Source organism: Paenibacillus sp. IHBB 3054 (assembly GCF_051594305.1).
Taxonomy (GTDB): domain Bacteria; phylum Bacillota; class Bacilli; order Paenibacillales; family Paenibacillaceae; genus Paenibacillus_AQ.
Genome location: NZ_JBOFBG010000021.1, coordinates 96027 through 113366 on the forward strand (window position 1 = coordinate 96027; position 17340 = coordinate 113366).

The 17340-nt window shown below is 48.9% G+C and carries 12 protein-coding genes; 10 read left to right on the forward strand and 2 right to left on the reverse strand.

What is annotated here, in order from left to right; genetic code table 11:
• The first annotated feature begins 12 nt into the window (after window positions 1–12).
• A complete protein-coding gene (locus ACQ76X_RS21510; protein WP_438495848.1) occupies window positions 13–996 on the forward strand; it encodes a helix-turn-helix domain-containing protein in 984 nt (327 codons plus the stop codon).
• 823 nt (window positions 997–1819) lie between these two features.
• On the opposite strand, the gene ilvD is transcribed toward ACQ76X_RS21510, so the two are convergent.
• Window positions 1820–3505: a dihydroxy-acid dehydratase gene (ilvD, locus tag ACQ76X_RS21515; protein ID WP_438495849.1), complete on the reverse strand. Its 1686-nt coding sequence runs from the start codon at window positions 3503–3505 to the stop codon at window positions 1820–1822.
• A 547-nt stretch (window positions 3506–4052) separates the two neighbouring features.
• Between ilvD and ACQ76X_RS21520 the strand changes: the two genes are divergently transcribed.
• The 8 genes from ACQ76X_RS21520 (at window position 4053) to ACQ76X_RS21555 (ending at window position 15133) form a co-directional block, all read left to right on the forward strand.
• Complete coding sequence (locus ACQ76X_RS21520) at window positions 4053–5006, forward strand: glycoside hydrolase family 43 protein (RefSeq protein ID WP_438495850.1); 954 nt, start codon at window positions 4053–4055, stop codon at window positions 5004–5006.
• Between the two features lie 449 nt (window positions 5007–5455).
• Window positions 5456–7201, forward strand: coding sequence for an extracellular solute-binding protein (locus ACQ76X_RS21525; protein WP_438495851.1), 1746 nt, complete (start codon window positions 5456–5458; stop codon window positions 7199–7201).
• A gap of 11 nt (window positions 7202–7212) precedes the next feature.
• Complete coding sequence (locus tag ACQ76X_RS21530) at window positions 7213–8112, forward strand: ABC transporter permease (protein WP_438495852.1); 900 nt, start codon at window positions 7213–7215, stop codon at window positions 8110–8112.
• A 15-nt stretch (window positions 8113–8127) separates the two neighbouring features.
• Window positions 8128–9063, forward strand: coding sequence for a carbohydrate ABC transporter permease (locus ACQ76X_RS21535; protein ID WP_438495853.1), 936 nt, complete (start codon window positions 8128–8130; stop codon window positions 9061–9063).
• Between the two features lie 55 nt (window positions 9064–9118).
• Complete coding sequence (locus ACQ76X_RS21540; protein WP_438495854.1) at window positions 9119–10906, forward strand: glycoside hydrolase family 2 protein; 1788 nt, start codon at window positions 9119–9121, stop codon at window positions 10904–10906.
• A gap of 23 nt (window positions 10907–10929) precedes the next feature.
• Window positions 10930–12678 carry a glycoside hydrolase family 2 protein gene (locus tag ACQ76X_RS21545; RefSeq protein ID WP_438495855.1) on the forward strand — a complete coding sequence of 583 codons (1749 nt, stop codon included), beginning with the start codon at window positions 10930–10932 and terminating at the stop codon, window positions 12676–12678.
• 37 nt (window positions 12679–12715) lie between these two features.
• Window positions 12716–14140, forward strand: coding sequence for a family 43 glycosylhydrolase (locus ACQ76X_RS21550; protein ID WP_438495856.1), 1425 nt, complete (start codon window positions 12716–12718; stop codon window positions 14138–14140).
• A gap of 45 nt (window positions 14141–14185) precedes the next feature.
• Complete coding sequence (locus ACQ76X_RS21555) at window positions 14186–15133, forward strand: ArsR/SmtB family transcription factor (protein WP_438495857.1); 948 nt, start codon at window positions 14186–14188, stop codon at window positions 15131–15133.
• Window positions 15134–15336: 203 nt separating this feature from the next.
• Here ACQ76X_RS21555 and ACQ76X_RS21560 read toward each other — a convergent pair whose 3' ends face one another.
• Window positions 15337–16377 (reverse strand): acyltransferase family protein, encoded by a 1041-nt coding sequence (locus ACQ76X_RS21560; protein ID WP_438495858.1) that lies wholly within the window; start codon window positions 16375–16377, stop codon window positions 15337–15339.
• 193 nt (window positions 16378–16570) lie between these two features.
• Here ACQ76X_RS21560 and ACQ76X_RS21565 point away from each other — a divergent pair, with 193 nt between their 5' ends.
• Complete coding sequence (locus tag ACQ76X_RS21565; protein ID WP_438495859.1) at window positions 16571–17311, forward strand: alpha/beta fold hydrolase; 741 nt, start codon at window positions 16571–16573, stop codon at window positions 17309–17311.
• The last annotated feature ends 29 nt before the right edge of the window (window positions 17312–17340 follow it).

Below are 17340 nucleotides of genomic sequence, written 5' to 3' on the forward strand. Positions count from 1 at the left end.
GTGGGTACGTACGTGATTTTTGTTTCTTTTTACTGCAACAAGCAGACTACTGCTAATACTTTAAAACTTTTAGGCCGCATTTACCTGCCAAAAAGAAATTATTTTGTGCCAACTATTGCTCTTGGTTCTTGCGCAGATGAGCAAATCCATATTATGTTCTTAGTATTGCAGAAATTTCACTGCTTGGTATTCCGTGACGATAGGGAGGAAGACATGAATATTAAATATCAGCATCGTGACCAGGCGTTTCATTCCTTTATTTCAACCAATAACACCTATCCTCTTCATCTGCACAAGAATGTAGAGATCACGATGGTTTTGTCCGGCAAAATCAATATCAGCATCAATGGACAAGATTATGTTTTGTCTGAGGGGGACATGGCGATCATTTTTTCCAATCAACCTCACAGCTACAAAACGATAGAGAAGAACCAGATTCTGCTGATCTTTTTCGATGCCACATTTCCGGGGGATTTCACGGGGGAGTTGTTTAATCATGTCCCGGATAACCCTGTAATCCCCAAACATCAGATGCTTCCGAGCCTGCTGACAACCTTGTATACACTATATAAAGAACAATGTGACAATCGTTTGCTCAAGGCTTATACCTCTGTAGTACTAGGGCACGCTTTGCCATTATTGTTAATGAAAAAAGTAGACTACAAGAAAGAAATGGATCTCATTCCCAAAATTCTCGCTTATATCGACATTCACTTTTTAGATCATATAAATCTGGATGCGCTTTCAAAAGAGCTTGGCGTCAGCAAGTTTATTATTTCACGCATCTTTTCTGAACAGTTCCACATCTCTTTTCGGGATTATATTAATGGACAGCGGGCAGCCTTTGCCCACATGTTGCTGTTATCGACTACCCATCCGGTCACCGATATCGCGTTTGATTCCGGATTCAACAGTTTGCGCTCATTCTATCGTGTTTTTAAAAAGGAATACGGAATAACCCCTAATGAATTCCGCCGAAAAGTATCCGAGGAGTGAAAATACGAATGTAGTCTAGGCAAATAGAATATGTGTTGAAGAAGGTTCTTTCACTGATACTGATTTCTCTGATCTTAGGTACAGATCATTTAAACATGAAAGTTGTTAGGCTTAAAGATGTTGAGTTCTTTATCGGTCAGGCACTTGAGAAGGATGAACTAACCTACATTCATGCTACCTAGAGCGTGTCTTCAAACTGGAAGAGTTCTGGGGAAGCAGGGATTTAGTATTGAAAGTAGGGTCCCTAAAAGCCCGCAGCGGGTTCGTGTACTCGTATCGGACTCAGGAGACGCTATGGAGAGTAAAACCCCTGTTTATTCTCTTATGCGGACCCAGGCGACCTTATCAGCTCTGCATTCTATCTAAAAACGGCTATCAGAGAGAGATAACTGCGCTGGAGTCCGTTGTCCTCCTGTAACAGGTTAAAAGCCCCAAATAAGTGCAACTCGGTCCGTTTGTGCTCAGAGCGAGGAATACACTTTCCGGACGCACACACACGCCTTCGGAAGAAGAGCGAAGTCTCTGAAACCCCGAGACGTAAGCCTCCGCCGAAAAAACTACCTATTGGCGAAATGCCTTTCTCCGCGTGTGATCAGAAAATGGTACTGTACCCATAATTACTTGGGCATACAGCAGCGGTTTTGGCGGAGAAGCGGTTTGAAGACACGCCCTAGTGAAATGAGAAGTAGTGCACTTGAATCGTCTGCACGCGGACTACATACAGAAATGATCAAATCAGCTAAACAAAAGAGCAGTCCCACATACGTAGTGGGGACTGCTCTTTTTGTCTGAATTATAATTAGGCTGATGCCTTAAAGCTTGATTAGATCTTCAACACGCCGCCCTTGCTGGCATTGGTAACAAGCTTGGAGTAGCGGGCCAGATAGCCGGTTTTAACTTTCGGCTCGAACTCTTTCCAGCCGCTGCGGCGGACTGCAAGGACTTCTTCCTCAACCAGCAATTCGATCTTGCGGTTGTTGAGGTCCAGCTCGATGATGTCGCCATCTTCGACAAAAGCGATCGGACCGCCTTCAGCCGCCTCCGGAGAGATATGGCCGATGCTGATGCCGCGGGACGCGCCCGAGAAGCGGCCATCGGTGATCAGGCCGACCTTGGCTCCAAGACCCATGCCGACGATCTGCGAAGTCGGTGCGAGCATTTCCGGCATGCCGGGACCGCCCTTCGGTCCTTCATAACGGATAACCACGACATGGCCTTCCTTGACTTTGCCGTTCGCGATGCCTTCCAGCGCTTCTTCCTGAGAATCGAAGCAGATTGCCGGGCCTTTATGGTAGCCGCCTACAGAGGCGTCAACGGCACCAACCTTGATGATGGAACCTTCCGGTGCAAGATTGCCGTATAGCACGGACAGACCGCCCACTTCGGAGTAGGGATTGTCCAGCTTATGAATAACCGTGGTATCTTGAATCTCATGTCCACGGACATTTTCAGCCAGTGTTTTGCCGGTAACGGTCATGCAGTCGCCGAAGATGGCGCCCGGTTTCTTCAGCAGCTCGTTCAGCACGGCACTTACGCCGCCTGCCCGGTCCACATCCTCGATGAAGATATCGGAGGCCGGAGCCAGTTTGGCCAGATAAGGCACGCGGTTCGCTACTTCATTGATGCGTTCCAATGGATAATCGATGCCTGCTTCCTGAGCCAGTGCCAGCGTATGCAGGACGGTGTTGGTGGAGCCGCCCATCGCCATGTCCAAAGCAAAAGCGTTGTCCAGAGATTCCTGGGTCACGATGTCGCGCGGTTTGAGATCCAGCTTGATCAGCTCCATGAGCTGGGTCGCCGATTTGCGGACAAAATCTCTGCGTTCTTCCGCTACAGCCAGGATTGTACCATTGCCCGGCAGCGCCAGTCCCATCGCTTCCGCAAGGCAGTTCATCGAGTTGGCGGTGAACATGCCCGAACAGGAGCCGCAGGTCGGACAGCCGAATTGTTCAAGCTCCAGCAGCTCAGCATCATTGATCTTGCCGACCTGATGGGCACCTACGCCTTCAAATACAGAGGTAAGGGATAACTTCTTGCCTTTGCTGTCTACGCCGGCCTTCATCGGGCCGCCGCTGACGAAGATGGTCGGGATGTTGACGCGCAGTGCGCCCATCATCATGCCCGGGGTGATTTTATCACAGTTAGGAATGCAGACCATGCCGTCGAACCAGTGGGCGGAAACGACGGTTTCCAGCGAGTCGGCGATAATCTCGCGGCTTGGCAGCGAATAGCGCATACCGATATGGCCCATCGCAATCCCGTCATCTACACCGATCGTATTGAATTCGAAGGGAACGCCGCCAGCTTCACGAATGGCTTCCTTAACAATTTTGCCGAACTCTTGAAGATGCACATGACCCGGAACGATATCAATATAGGAATTGCAGACCGCGATAAACGGCTTGCCGAAATCCTCCTCTTTTACTCCGGCTGCCCGCAGGAGACTGCGGTGTGGAGCCCGGTCAAAGCCTTTTTTAATCATGTCTGAACGCATTTTCTTGGCTGCCATAATGAAATTTCCCCCCTGAAAAGTTTGTTAGCTTCAGCTTCCGTGAATGTATCCAATCTCACTACGGAAGTTATTGCCTGGTGTCGTATAGTGTCGCATTAACGCATCACAATCCCAAAAGCTGCGTGTCTGCGGTTTATAGATAGAACGGGGTCCAGCTTCTTAAAGGAGAAGTAGGGCGAAGCCGTTTCTATAAAAAATAAGACCGATTAAGCTTAAACGGTAAGCTGCCATGAATAGCAGCCAGCCATTGTTATTAGTGAGTCTATCACAAAAGGCCTCTTTTTTCTACCGGACAATGTGAAGTTTGTCGGATGACGCAATGGGCCGAGGGGCGCAGAAAAAGCCTATCCCCGGAGGGGGAGGATTTATTTGGAAGTGCATCCAGAGGGGATTATAATCCGGAAGAAGCTGACGGACAAGCAGGATTGTATTTTCCTCCCACTCTAGACAACTTAAGGAGACCTCAGTAAGATGGTACTTAGCTTTTTATGGGAGGTGCTGGAAGATCCGGGATTGTCCATCATATCACTGAGGAGGAAAGAAAATGTCACAGCGTACAACCTTTTTTAATCCGATTGCAGCAAGTTCAGCTGACCCGTGGGTATTCAAACATACCGATGGCTGCTACTACTTCATGTCTACCCGCTCCAAAGGTCTGGAACTCACCCAATCCAGTACTTTGACCGGTCTTGCGGAAGGCCGTAAGAAATTAATCTGGTCTCCCGAACCGGGAGGCAGCTACAGCTACAACCTGTGGGCGCCGGAGATTCATCACTTGGATAACAAATGGTATATCTACTACACCGCCAATGACGGCGGAGGCGATGAGTCGCGCCGAATCTGCGTGTTGGAGAACGAACAGCCTGATCCGCTGGAAGGGGAGTGGGTGTGGAAAGGTGCGCTGCAGACACCTGTTCCTGGCTTGGATGGTACCGTGATGAGACTGCGGAATGAGCTGTATTTCCTGTATGCGGGATATGGCCATTTCCCTGAGTACGGATCAGCTGTTTATATTATGCGGATGAGTGATCCCTGGACGGTTGCAGGGGAACATCGTCTGCTCACCGCTCCAACCTTGTCTTGGGAGAAACAAGGCGGTATGGCCATTAACGAAGGCCCGGTGATCCTGCAGCGCAACGGCCGCATTTTTCTGGTATATTCGGCGAGCACAACATGGTCTGAGGATTATGCACTGGGTATGCTCACAATGAGCGAAGCTTCTGATCCTATGGAACCGCTATCATGGGAGAAATCGATGCTGCCTGTATTTTGCAAAAGTGTGGAGAACGGGATTTATGCTACCGGACATAACAGCTTTACCCGATCACCCGATGACCGGGAGGATTGGATCGTCTATCATGCGCTTCCTGCCGCTGGAGCGGATGTAGCTTTGCGGGCAACCCGGATCCAGAAATTCGGGTGGAAGCCGGATGGAACACCGGATTTCGGGGTTCCCTATAGCGATAATCATGCCTTGACCGTGCCGTCGGGCGAATAAGTGCTGAGGATCAAACAAATATAAAATCAAGATAGAAAAGGCCATTTGTTACAATAATACTGTAACAAACGGCCTTTTCATGCGAATTGAAGTCCAGAAAACATTCTGCTGTAAATAACGGATTAAACGGCTAATTATCAAGCGTTATTAGGTATTGCATAGTTTTTTTAAATCATTTTGTACTCAAATAGTAGTCTGATAGGCCGGATTATTTGTTTAATAGAGACTTGAAACATTACAAAAATATTGTTTGAAAGCGTTGACAATAGAGATTAACATGCTTATAATTCGATTTAAGATACAGAAAAGCTGTATCAATCACATGATTTTTATGTCTGATCATTTTACAGGTAAAAGGGGAGCAGTCGGCATGGTGCAAAGGAGCGTGGTTTCAAACGTTGGGTTCGCCTAAGATATTGCGGAACTTATTTTATAGTGGGAGGTTAAGTATGAAGAACAATACAAAGCGTCTTTTAAGTCTTTTATTTGTATTAATACTGATCATTTCGACTGTAACAGCATGCAGTGGCAATAAGGCAGAAGATGGGGCCGGAAATAGCAGTAACTCCAACAAAGAGAACACATCCAATGCACAAGACCCGGTTGATTTTAAAGATATCAGCGGAGACATACGCGGCAATAAAGCGCCCACACAGGAGCAAACCGACGAAGTGAATCATTCCTTGAATGATACATACCTCGGCGACGTTTATGATGAAGTGATTCCAAGCGATTATTCAGCTTATCCTGTTAAAGGAGACGTTGTTCTGGATGTCTGGATGCCTGCAAATTCCAATATCCCGGATATGAACAATCATGTGGTCCAAAAACAGGTGGAGCAATTAACAGGAATCAAGGTAAATTTCATCACGCCGCCAATCGGCCAGGAAGCCGACGCCTTTACTTTGATGATTTCTTCAGGTGATCTTCCAGACATTATCATTGAGCCGGGACGTTATCCGGGCGGTCTGGAAGCGGGTGTAAATGACGGCGCTTATATCGATCTGACAGATCTGATGGAAAAAAATGCACCGAACTATACGAAATGGCGCAATTCCGATGAATCGAGGAGAAAAACTACAGTCACTGATGACGGCAAGCTGCTGGGCTTTTACGGGATCGCCCCGTATTCCGAATGGACCTGGTTTGGAACGCTGATTAAGCAGGAGGCGCTGGACAAAACAGGGCTTGAAATTCCGAATACGATTGATGAATGGCATACCTTTTTGACCAAAGCAAAGGAAGCCGGATACAAAGCACCGCTTAATTACGGATCCTCTTACGGGCAAATCTTTACCGGCATCATTAATGGTGCATATGGAGTATGGGATTGGACCTTCCTCGATGAGAACGGCAAAGTGGCCTGGGGACCGGCACAGCCGAAAGCCAAAGAATACCTGTCGACCATGCAGCAATGGAACAAAGAAGGACTGCTTAACCCGGATTGGGCAACGGCCGACTTTAACCAAAGAATGGCAAGCGCTATTTCGGGGGACACCGCTGTGATGATGGATTCTCCGGATACGATGTGGAGCTACTGGAAAGAGCAGAGCAATATCGACTTTGTGGGAGCGCTGAATCCGGTTCTGAACAAGGGGGATAAATCGGCCACTACGTACAAGAATTTTAAAAGGGCAGGGACTGAAGCTGCGATCACTACCCAAAGCGAGAATGTGGAAGCGGCAATGGCCTGGCTCGATTTCAATTACAGCAAAAAGGGCTGGGAATTGATTAACTTTGGCGAATACGGAAAGGTACATCTGATAGATGAGACGGGAATGCCTTATTATCCGGAGGACAGTTATATCTTTAAGGACCCTGAAGGTCAGCCGGTATCGACTACTTTATATAAATACCGCATGCATAGCTGGCCGAATATCCGTGATGAGCATCATGCCAACCCGCTGATCGCCACCAAAGGAAGCTACTCCGGCGATATCCGGAAATTCTGGACTGAAAATATGGATACCAGCATGGCCATGCCGCCGATTTCCTTTACCAAAGAGGAAGCCTCACGGGAAGCCGAGCTTGGCAACCAGCTGTCGACACTCCGTGGAGAGTATTTTGCAAAAATCATAATGGGTGAAATGCCGGTTGATGCCTATGATAAATTTTTGAAGGAAGCTCAGAGTATGGGACTGGACGAATTTTTAAGTATCCATCAGGCAGCCTTGGATCGATATAACAAACGATAGGTGGTTGTTTCATGATCCAAAAGGATTTGAAGAAGAACTGGTTTGTCTATCTGTTGGCTGTTCCTGTAGTTGCGTGGTTTCTGATCTTCTGCTACGGGCCCATGTGGGGAGTTCTGATCGCCTTCAAGGATTTCAAGCCCTTGCTGGGGTTTAGCGAGAGCGACTGGGTAGGGTTTAAGCATTTTATTGATTTTTTCCAAGGGCCGTATTTTTGGAGAGTCGTTAAGAATACCCTGCTTTTGAATGTTTGGGGGATCACCTTCGGATTTACCGCGCCGATTATTCTAGCTTTAATGCTGAATGAAATCCGCGGGGCCAAGTTTAAGAAAACGGTTCAAACCATTACCTATATGCCTCACTTTATTTCACTGGTGGTTGTATGCGGGATCATTCATATTTTTGCCGCAGATGAGGGGATCATTACACAAATCCTTCAATTTATAACCGGAAAAGAGTACTCCTCACTGCTTGGCTATTCTTCTTTCTTCCGGCCGATTTATACGTTCTCCGGCATTTGGCAGAGCATCGGCTGGGACAGCATCATTTATCTCGCCGCGATGAGCTCCATTGATACTTCATTATATGAGGCGGCTGAAATTGATGGCGTAGGACGGATAAAGAAAATGTGGCATATTACGCTGCCTCAGATCAGTCCGGTCATCATCATTCTTTTTATTTTTGCAATCGGCGGGTTAATGTCTTCCGGTTACGAAAAAATTATCCTGCTGTACAATCCTCTGATCTACGATACTGCTGATGTCATTGCATCCTATGTTTACCGCCGCGGCTTAAGAGAAGCCAGTCTCAGTTATTCTACGGCTGTGGGATTAATCAGTTCGATCGTTAACTTCGGGCTGCTGTGGATGACCAATAGAATAGCCAAACGCAGATCCGAGGTCAGCTTATGGTAAGAAAGAGGGACAGCCATGAAAGATAACCTGCAGCCTAAAAAGAAAAAAATCAGGAAGCATAGATCCACAGGGGACAGTATATTCGATTTCACCCTATATGCCTTATTAACCGCATTAACGCTGGTGTGCTTTTATCCTATCCTGCATATCTTGTTTGCTTCCGTCAGTGACCCGGGCTCCTTAGTGGCTCATAAAGGAATCTTGCTGAGACCGCTGGGTTTCACTTTGGACGGCTATAAGCTGGTGTTTAAAGATAACAGTCTGATCAACGGGTACAAAAACACGATTATCTATGTAGGGTTAGGCACGTTAGTCAATATGATCATGACCATACTGGGTGCCTATGTGTTATCCAGGAGAGATTTATACTTCAAAAACTTTATTATGATCCTGATTACGATCACCATGTTCTTTGGCGGAGGGCTGATTCCCTGGTTCTTATTAATGAAGGATATCGGCTTATACAATAATTTGTGGGCCATGATTTTGCCAAGCGCTTTAAGTACATGGAACATCATTATCTTACGGACCAGCTTTCAAGCCATTCCGCAGGAATTGGAAGAAGCGGCTACGATTGACGGGGCGAGCCAGGCCCATATTCTAACGAAAGTCATTCTGCCCTTGTCCAAAGCCACACTGGCCGTAATCTTTTTATACTACCTTGTCGGAAATTGGAACTCCTGGTTTAATGCGATGGTGCTGCTAAAAGACAGAGAGCTGTTCCCGCTGCAGTTATTAATGAAGGAAATATTAGTAGCCAATGACGCAACCGCAACCTCGATCGGCAGCGCAGGTGGAGTAGTCATCGACAGTGCACAGAGCCAAACGGCTTTCCGCGAACTCGTTAAATATTGTGCGATTGTCGTTTCTACGCTTCCTATATTAATGGTATATCCATTCCTGCAAAAATACTTTGTCAAAGGGGTTTACGTAGGTTCGATTAAAGGATGAGGCAATAGACTATATAAAATGAAATAGAAATTAATAAACAGGAGTGAAGTACACCATGTTGACAGAGGCAAGCAATACACAAGTTCCGCGTCCGGAGTATCCAAGGCCCGAGTTTCTCCGCAAAGAGTGGCTGAGCTTGAACGGAGAATGGGATTTTTGTTTTGATGATGAACGGGTTGGTGAGGATGAACGATGGTACCTGGTCGATGCTCCCGCTTTATTTACAGAAACCATCCAAGTTCCCTTTGCGTTTCAGAGCAAGCTGAGCGGCATTGAAGATCCCTCTTTTCATGATGTGGTGTGGTATAGAAGAAGCTTCGAGGTCCCGGAGGCTTGGGACGGCAAGCGGCTTGTCCTTCATTTCGGTGCAGTGGATTATTTGGCAAAAGTCTGGGTAAACGGGCAACTGGTGGCGTCACATGCAGGCGGTCATACGCCGTTTCAGGCAGATATCACACCGTCGCTGATTAAAGGAAGTAACACCATTGTGCTGCGGGCGGAAGATTTCAGCCGGGATGTAACCTTGCCGCGGGGCAAGCAATACTGGCTGGAACAGTCCGCTGCCATCTTCTATACCCGCACGACCGGAATCTGGCAGAGTGTCTGGATCGAACCGTTGTCAGCGGTACATCTGAGCAAAACGAGGCTGACGCCTGACATTGACCGCAATGAAATCCGCATCCGGACGTTCCTCCAGGGGTTTAAGGCTGCGGATGAGCTTAAACTTCGCATAACGGTATCGTATAGCGGTGAAGTGGTTGCGGAAGATCAATACGCGATCAGGAATGCCGAGCAGCATCGGACCCTCGGACTGGGTGATTTTACGGATCATGGTCTTGGACGCCTATGGAGCCCCGAGCATCCGAATTTGTATGACATTCAATTCGAGCTGCTTCGGAATGGCGAGGTAGTCGATGAGGCTGCGAGTTATTTCGGCATGCGCAAGGTATCTATTGAGGACGGCAGGTTGTGCCTGAATAACCGCCCGTATTTCCAGAGACTGGTGCTGGACCAGGGATACTTCCCGGAGGGGATTCTAACCGCGCCTACGGACGAAGCCTTGAAGCGTGATGTAGAACTGGCGAAGGAAATGGGATTTAACGGAGTAAGAAAACACCAGAAGACAGAAGATCCCCGTTTCCTGTACTGGTGCGACAAGCTTGGTCTGCTCGTCTGGAGTGAAGCAGCCAATGCCTATGAATATTCTGAAGAGTATGTCCGGCGGTACACCAGCGAATGGCAGGAGATCATTGAGCGGGACTATAATCATCCAAGCATCGTGGCCTGGGTTCCGCTGAATGAGAGCTGGGGAGTTCCCAATGTCCAGATTGATACACGCCAGCAGCAGCACGGACTGGCGATGTATCATTTAACAAAATCTTTGGATGAAATGAGACCCGTTATTTATAACGATGGTTGGGAGCATATGACTACGGATCTGGTAACCATTCACGACTATGAGAGTCGCCAGGAAGTGCTGGAAGAAAGATATGCCACGGCAGAATCCGCCGTGAATGCGATGCCGGCGAACCGCAAAATATTTGTCGGCGGAGCTTCCTATCAAGGCCAGCCGATTCTCGTATCGGAGTTTGGTGGGATTGCCTTCAAGAAAAGCGACTGGGAGGGCTGGGGTTATTCGGGAGCAGAGAATGAGGAGGACTTCCTGATTAAGCTTAAGGCAGTGGTGGACCCGATGTTCACTTCACCGGTGATTCAAGGCTACTGCTATACCCAGCTGACAGATGTCGAACAGGAAATCAATGGGTTGCTCACTTATGACAGAACGCCCAAAGCGCCGCTTGAAGCCATTCGCAATATTATGATGCATAACCATAATAAATAATATTTTACAAAAGGAGCTACACAATGGCACATCTACCAACGCTTCCCCGTCCTGAATATCCCCGTCCCGACTTCGTCCGGCCCGAGTGGATCAATCTGAACGGTCAATGGCAATTTGAGATTGATCATGGCAAAAGCGGAAAAGAACGCGGTTACCCTGACAAAGGACATGATCTCTCGGGAACGATAACGGTTCCCTTCTGTCCGGAAAGCAAGCTGTCCGGCGTAGAATATACAGATTTTATGGCAGCCGTATGGTATAAACGGGAGTTTACCTTGCCGGAGAACTGGACCAATGGCAGAACACTGCTGCACTTTGGTGCAGTTGATTACATGGCGGAGGTGTGGGTTAACGGAGTCTCCGTAGGCACGCACCGCGGCGGGTACACTCCGTTCAGCTTTGATATTACCTCCAATCTGTTGCCAGGCGGAAATGTCATTTCCGTCTATGCTGAAGACGATGTCCGTTCCGGGCGCCAGCCGCGGGGCAAACAAAGTGAAATGTTCCACTCGCATGGCTGCGACTACACACGGACTACGGGGATCTGGCAGACAGTATGGCTTGAGCAGGTGCCTGACGCTTATTTGTCGGACATGAAGGTTGTCCCCGATCCCGACAATGCTAGCGTGCATCTCGAAGTCAAGGTGCACGGAAATGTATCGGGAGATACGCTTACCGCTTCTGCTCTGTATGACGGCAGATCCGTCGGGGAGACCAGAGTCCTTGTCTCCGGACACTCCGTAAAACTTACCCTTCCGCTCTCGGAGGTTCACTTGTGGGAGGTTGGCAACGCCAGACTGTATGATCTGAAGCTGTCCCTGCATACACAGGGCCGGGAGAGCGATACGGTCGATTCTTATTTTGGCCTCAGAACCGTATTGCTGGATGGAATGAAATTCCTGATCAACGGAAAATCGGTGTTTCAGCGTCTTGTGCTGGATCAGGGATTTTATCCGGAGGGGATCTATACCGCTCCAAGCGATGAGGATCTGCGCAAAGACATCGAAATCTCCATGGGACTGGGCTTTAATGGTGCGAGACTTCATGAGAAGATTTTCGAGCCGCGTTTTCTGTATTGGGCTGACCAATTAGGGTATCTGGTATGGGGAGAGCATGCGAATTGGGGGCTGAATATCACTGGAGCGGAGAGCTTGGCCCAATTCCTTCCGGAATGGCTTGAGGGCATGCAGCGGGATTACAATCATCCTGCGCTGATCGGCTGGTGTCCTTTTAACGAGACCTGGGACAGGGACGGCACCAAGCAAAACAACGATGTGCTGCGGATTGTATACGAGGTTACGAAACGAATGGACCCGACGCGTCCTGTAATTGATACAAGCGGCAATTTCCATGTGGTAACGGATATTTTTGATCTGCATGATTATGATCAGAACCCGCAGACGTTCCGGGAAAGATATGAACCGATGAAGGATGGCGGAGAAGTGTTCAATACCTTCCCGGACCGGCAAACGTATGAAGGCCAGCCTTATTTCATCAGCGAGTACGGCGGAATTTGGTGGAATCCGCTGCAGAAAGACGAGAAGTCCTGGGGTTATGGGGACCGTCCAGTAACTGAGGAAGCGTTTATTGAACGCTACGAGGGACTGACCCATGTTCTGCTGGATCATCCGATGATGTTCGGCTTCTGCTATACCCAGTTATATGACGTGGAGCAGGAAGTGAATGGCCTGTATACCTATGACCGGCAGCCGAAATTTGATCCCGAAGTGATTCGCCGCATCAATTCGCGTAAGGCAGCCATCGAAGAGTAGAGCCTTCTAATATCATCCGAAAGGAACGTGAAGGGTTATGAAGGGAAATATTCGCAATAAGTGGCTGCTGGCCATAGGCGTACTCCTTATTCTTCCAATGGGTCAGGAAACATATGCCGTCCCCAGCCATAACAACTTCTACAACGTAGTCATGCAGGATGGAGCGGACCCTTGGGTTTATAAGCATACAGACGGGTTCTACTATTTCACCAAAACAACCGGCGGCAATGTTACCCTCTGGAAGTCCGCCCAGCTGACTACGATAGATGCTGCTCCCACTAAGGTTGTGAATACAGGCGGCAGCGGCATATGGGCACCTGAGCTGCATTATATTAACGGGGCTTGGTACATCTACTACGCGATGGACGACGGAGACAATGTGAACCACCGGATGTATGTCATGGAGAATACCTCCGCCGATCCGACAACGGGAACCTGGCAGTTTAAGGGCCAGATCACAGATGCGGCCGACAAATGGGCTATAGACGGCACTGTGCTGCAGGTGAATGGCGAGCTGTATTTTATCTGGTCGGGCTGGGAGGGCGATATCAATGTGCGGCAAAATCTGTACATTGCCCATATGAGCAATCCTTGGACGATTGATTCCGGCTGCATAGAGATTTCAAGACCCACCCATAGCTGGGAAACCAACCATTCCCCGCATGTAAATGAAGGCCCGCAGGTGATAGTGCGCGGGGGTGTCATCAGTCTGGTCTATTCGGCAAGCGGAAGCTGGACCGATGATTACTGTCTGGGACTGATCACAGCAGACACATCCAGTGATCTAATGAATCCCGCATCCTGGGTTAAACGCAGCCAGCCTATATTCAGTTCAGCAAACGGACTTTACGGGCCGGGGCATCATTCGTTTACTACATCTGTAGACGGCACGGAGGACTGGATCGTCTACCATGTCGCCAAATACAGGGGAGCCGGATGGAACCGCGAGGTTCGCACGCAGCCCTTCAGCTGGAATGCCGACCAGACGCCTAATCTCGGTGCTCCCGCAGATCCTGATCACCCGATTGCTTTGCCATCCGGCGAAGCCCCTCATTTCCGTTATGAAGGGGAAGAGGGGATATTTGGTGGAGAGGCTTATGCCTCAGCCAGTCCCAAGGGCTCGGGAGGTCTTAAAGCGGGTCATCTGGATACAGCGGCGAGCTACGTGGAATTTTCAGTTCAGGCGGCATCTGCAGGCGAATACATTCTTTTGGCCCGGACGGCGAACGGAACGGCTGGCGGGAATTGGTCCAATCTTCAGCTTAGTGTCAATTCAGGACCTTCCAGCCCGTTTTACATCACCAATAAAGGCTGGGAGAACTGGGGGCTCTCCACAGCCCGGGTGCAACTGAAGGCAGGACAGAACAAGATCCGGTTTGCGAAAGGCGAAGGATACGGAGAAATTGATTTCATTGATATCAAACCTGTGAACAGCAGACTTAATTGTTTTTCAGTTCATTAGGAAGTAAGATAAGTATAATGATTAGGAAATAAGGAGAGCTGAATTGTGCTGGAACTTAGCTTAAATGACCCGGACAAACTGGTCACGGTGACCCATGCCTTATCAACCCGCTCGAGGGTTGATATTCTTCGGCTCTTAAACTCTAAAAACTTAAATATTATCGAAATAGCCGAGAAGCTGAAGCTTCCGGTTTCGACGGTAGCGAGCAATATCAAAGTATTGGAAGCGGCTGAGTTAATTCATACAGAATTAGTTCCGGCCTCCCGCGGGGCGATGAAAGTCTGCAGCAGGAATTACGATGATCTCCACATTGCCTTGAATCTGAAAGAGCCGATGCCGACGGGAGTAACCCATGTCTATGAAGTAGAGATGCCGATCGGCCATTACAGCGATTGTGAGGTATCTCCTACATGCGGGATGGCGAATAGCGAGGGCCTTATTATCAGAGATGATGAACCGTCGAGCTTTTATCACCCTAAACATGTCAACGCACAGCTGATCTGGCTCCGCAAAGGATTCCTGGAATATTTGCTGCCTATGGATATCCCCTCCGGAGCGCGAATTGAATCGCTTGAGCTGTCTATGGAGATGTGTTCCGAAGCTCCGAATTATGACCAGAACTGGCCTTCGAATATTTCCGTATGGGTGAATGGTTCGGAGATCGGCATGTGGACCAGTCCCGGTGATTTCGGTGACCGGCGCGGCAAACTGAATCCGAATTGGTGGTGGGATGGATCCACACAATACGGGTTTCTCAAGACCTGGCGTGTTGACCATGAAAAGACGACACTCGATATGGAGAAGGTGTCGGGTGTTACCTTAGATGATCTTCTGATTAACCGCAGCCCCAAATTGCGGCTGCGCATTGGAATCAACCCTGATGCTGTTCATCAGGGCGGGTTGAACCTGTTTGGCCGCCAATTTGGAGATTACGAACAGCATATTATTATGCAGGTGAAATATACGATGGAGCAGGATGAAGCAAACTTGTAGCTCTATCTACTCTCCATCATAAAGGGGGTGTCTCAAAAGCCGTGAAGGAATTGGCTTTTAAGACACCCCCCTTTTATTGTCGCGAAAGATCATAGGTAAGAGCTTGAGTGGACGTTCCGCGAATGTTCACTATTCAACAAGGAAAATAACAGCTGTGCGTATCGTTAGAAGGCGGAGCTTACTGCCTCTATATCACGCTAGAGTCAGGGTGTACGGCGCAGAGCGGTCCGCTGCAGGGTGATCATCCAGTCGACAGAAGGCTCGACAATCGGGTGAAGCAGACGTTTTACCCCGGGCTGGGCCAGCAGCACCGTAGAGAGGATTGCGCAGAGTAATAGAACAATTGTCCCGGCGGCGTTGCCGATATAGGCGTACACTCCGGAAATGGCGGCCAAACGCACGATAAAGCCATGCAGCAGAAAGACATAGAGTGTGCGGCGGCCCCAGTCAGTCATACGGTTAACCTGGTAAGGCACCCAGCCCAGAAAAGCCAGGGAAGCGGTGATTTGCAGAGCGTAGACTGCCAGCCGGTACAGACCCGCATACCATTCGCCTGCCCCAAGCTGCATATAAGTCATGCTCCCGTACAGCCAGCCCATTGGAAACCTGGAGCCCAGTACAGCCAGGAGGGCAAAAATCAGGAGAGAGAATGCGGCTGCGGCAATTTTGACATACTTCTGAACCCATTTGGCAAAGGTACTAAATGAAAAATGATAGCCGATTACGAAGAAGGGTAAATATACGAAGGTGCGGCTGATGCTGAACCAGACCCCGTCAAGCTGTAAATATCCGACGGCCACTCCCGCCGCTACGGCGAAGGCGATTTGTGCCGCTCGGGACCATTTGCTCATCCCCAGCATCAGGAGACGCCAGCAGGCATGACTGGCCAGAAACCATAGGAGCAGATAAGGGGCGAAGAAGGAATGTTGGATATTGGATACATGGAAGAGGGAAACGTCCAGTGCTGAGTATAGGCTTTGAAAAATAAGATATTGCATTGCGATCTGCAGCAGCACCTTGCGGCCTGCGGACCCGGTGAGGCTCTTTCTGGCGAAATAGCCTGTTACGAGCACGAAGAGCGGCATATGAAAGCTGAAGATCCACATGTAAAGACTGTGCATTCCATCCATGCGGCTGATCAAAGGTTCAATGGCGTTGCCTACAAATACGGTAACAATAAGCATGAAACGCAGGTTAAGGAAAAAAGTTTCTCCGCGCGTTTCCAGCGTGTTTTCCCTGGTCATGACCTAACCTCCAAATTATGCACTGTGGAAATTACTTTAATTTTAAAATACAAGATTTTCGAAGAATAAATTGTGAAATACATCACAATGGTAAGCGCTATCACCAGACTCAATTGTGGCGATGTGTTGAAGGTTGTTTGATTTACTTGATTCCTCTATAATTTTTGTATGCAGTACCCGGGAGTGAACACTATTGAAAATAAGAATCACCAGACGCGGCATCCTCATAGCACTGTTTTTGTTTTTAATTGTGGCGGGGTTGCTCTTGTGGAAATACTTAACCCCTTATGCTCCGGCAGAGAAGGCCGAGTCTGCGCTAGTGTCCGCCGGAGGTGTGTCTGTTGAGCAGAACGACAACTGGATATCTTTTGAGCCCACGGTCATTTTGGGGACGGCAGTGATTTTTTACCCCGGCGCATTGGTGGAAGCGGAGGCTTATGCCCCGCTTGCCAAACGGATTGCCGCTGCCGGGCACCCAACCTATATAGCCCGCATGCCGCTGAATCTCGCGGTCATCAAGGGCGATGCCGCAGATGAAATCATCCGCGTGCATCCCAAGCAGTCTTTTGTGCTCGGCGGTCATTCGCTGGGCGGTGTGATGGCGTCCCGTTATGCGTCAGAACATCCGGATCAGCTGAAGGGTGTCTTTTTTCTCGCTTCCTATCCAGATGAGAAAGGCAGTCTGAAGGACACTACATTGTCCGTATTATCCCTGCTCGGTACGGAGGATGAGGTTGTTGACAGGGACAAATACAACGAGGGACGTTCCTATCTGCCGGGCAATACGGTATATTTCTCGATTCTGGGCGGAAACCATGCCCAGTTTGGAAGTTATGGGCCACAAAAAGGTGACGGTACAGCAACGATTACCGAGGATGATCAGCAGGCCCGCACAGCACGAACGATGCTGGACTGGATGGGAAATCTGCGGTAGCGGGCTAGTTATCATGGCTATAGATAGAT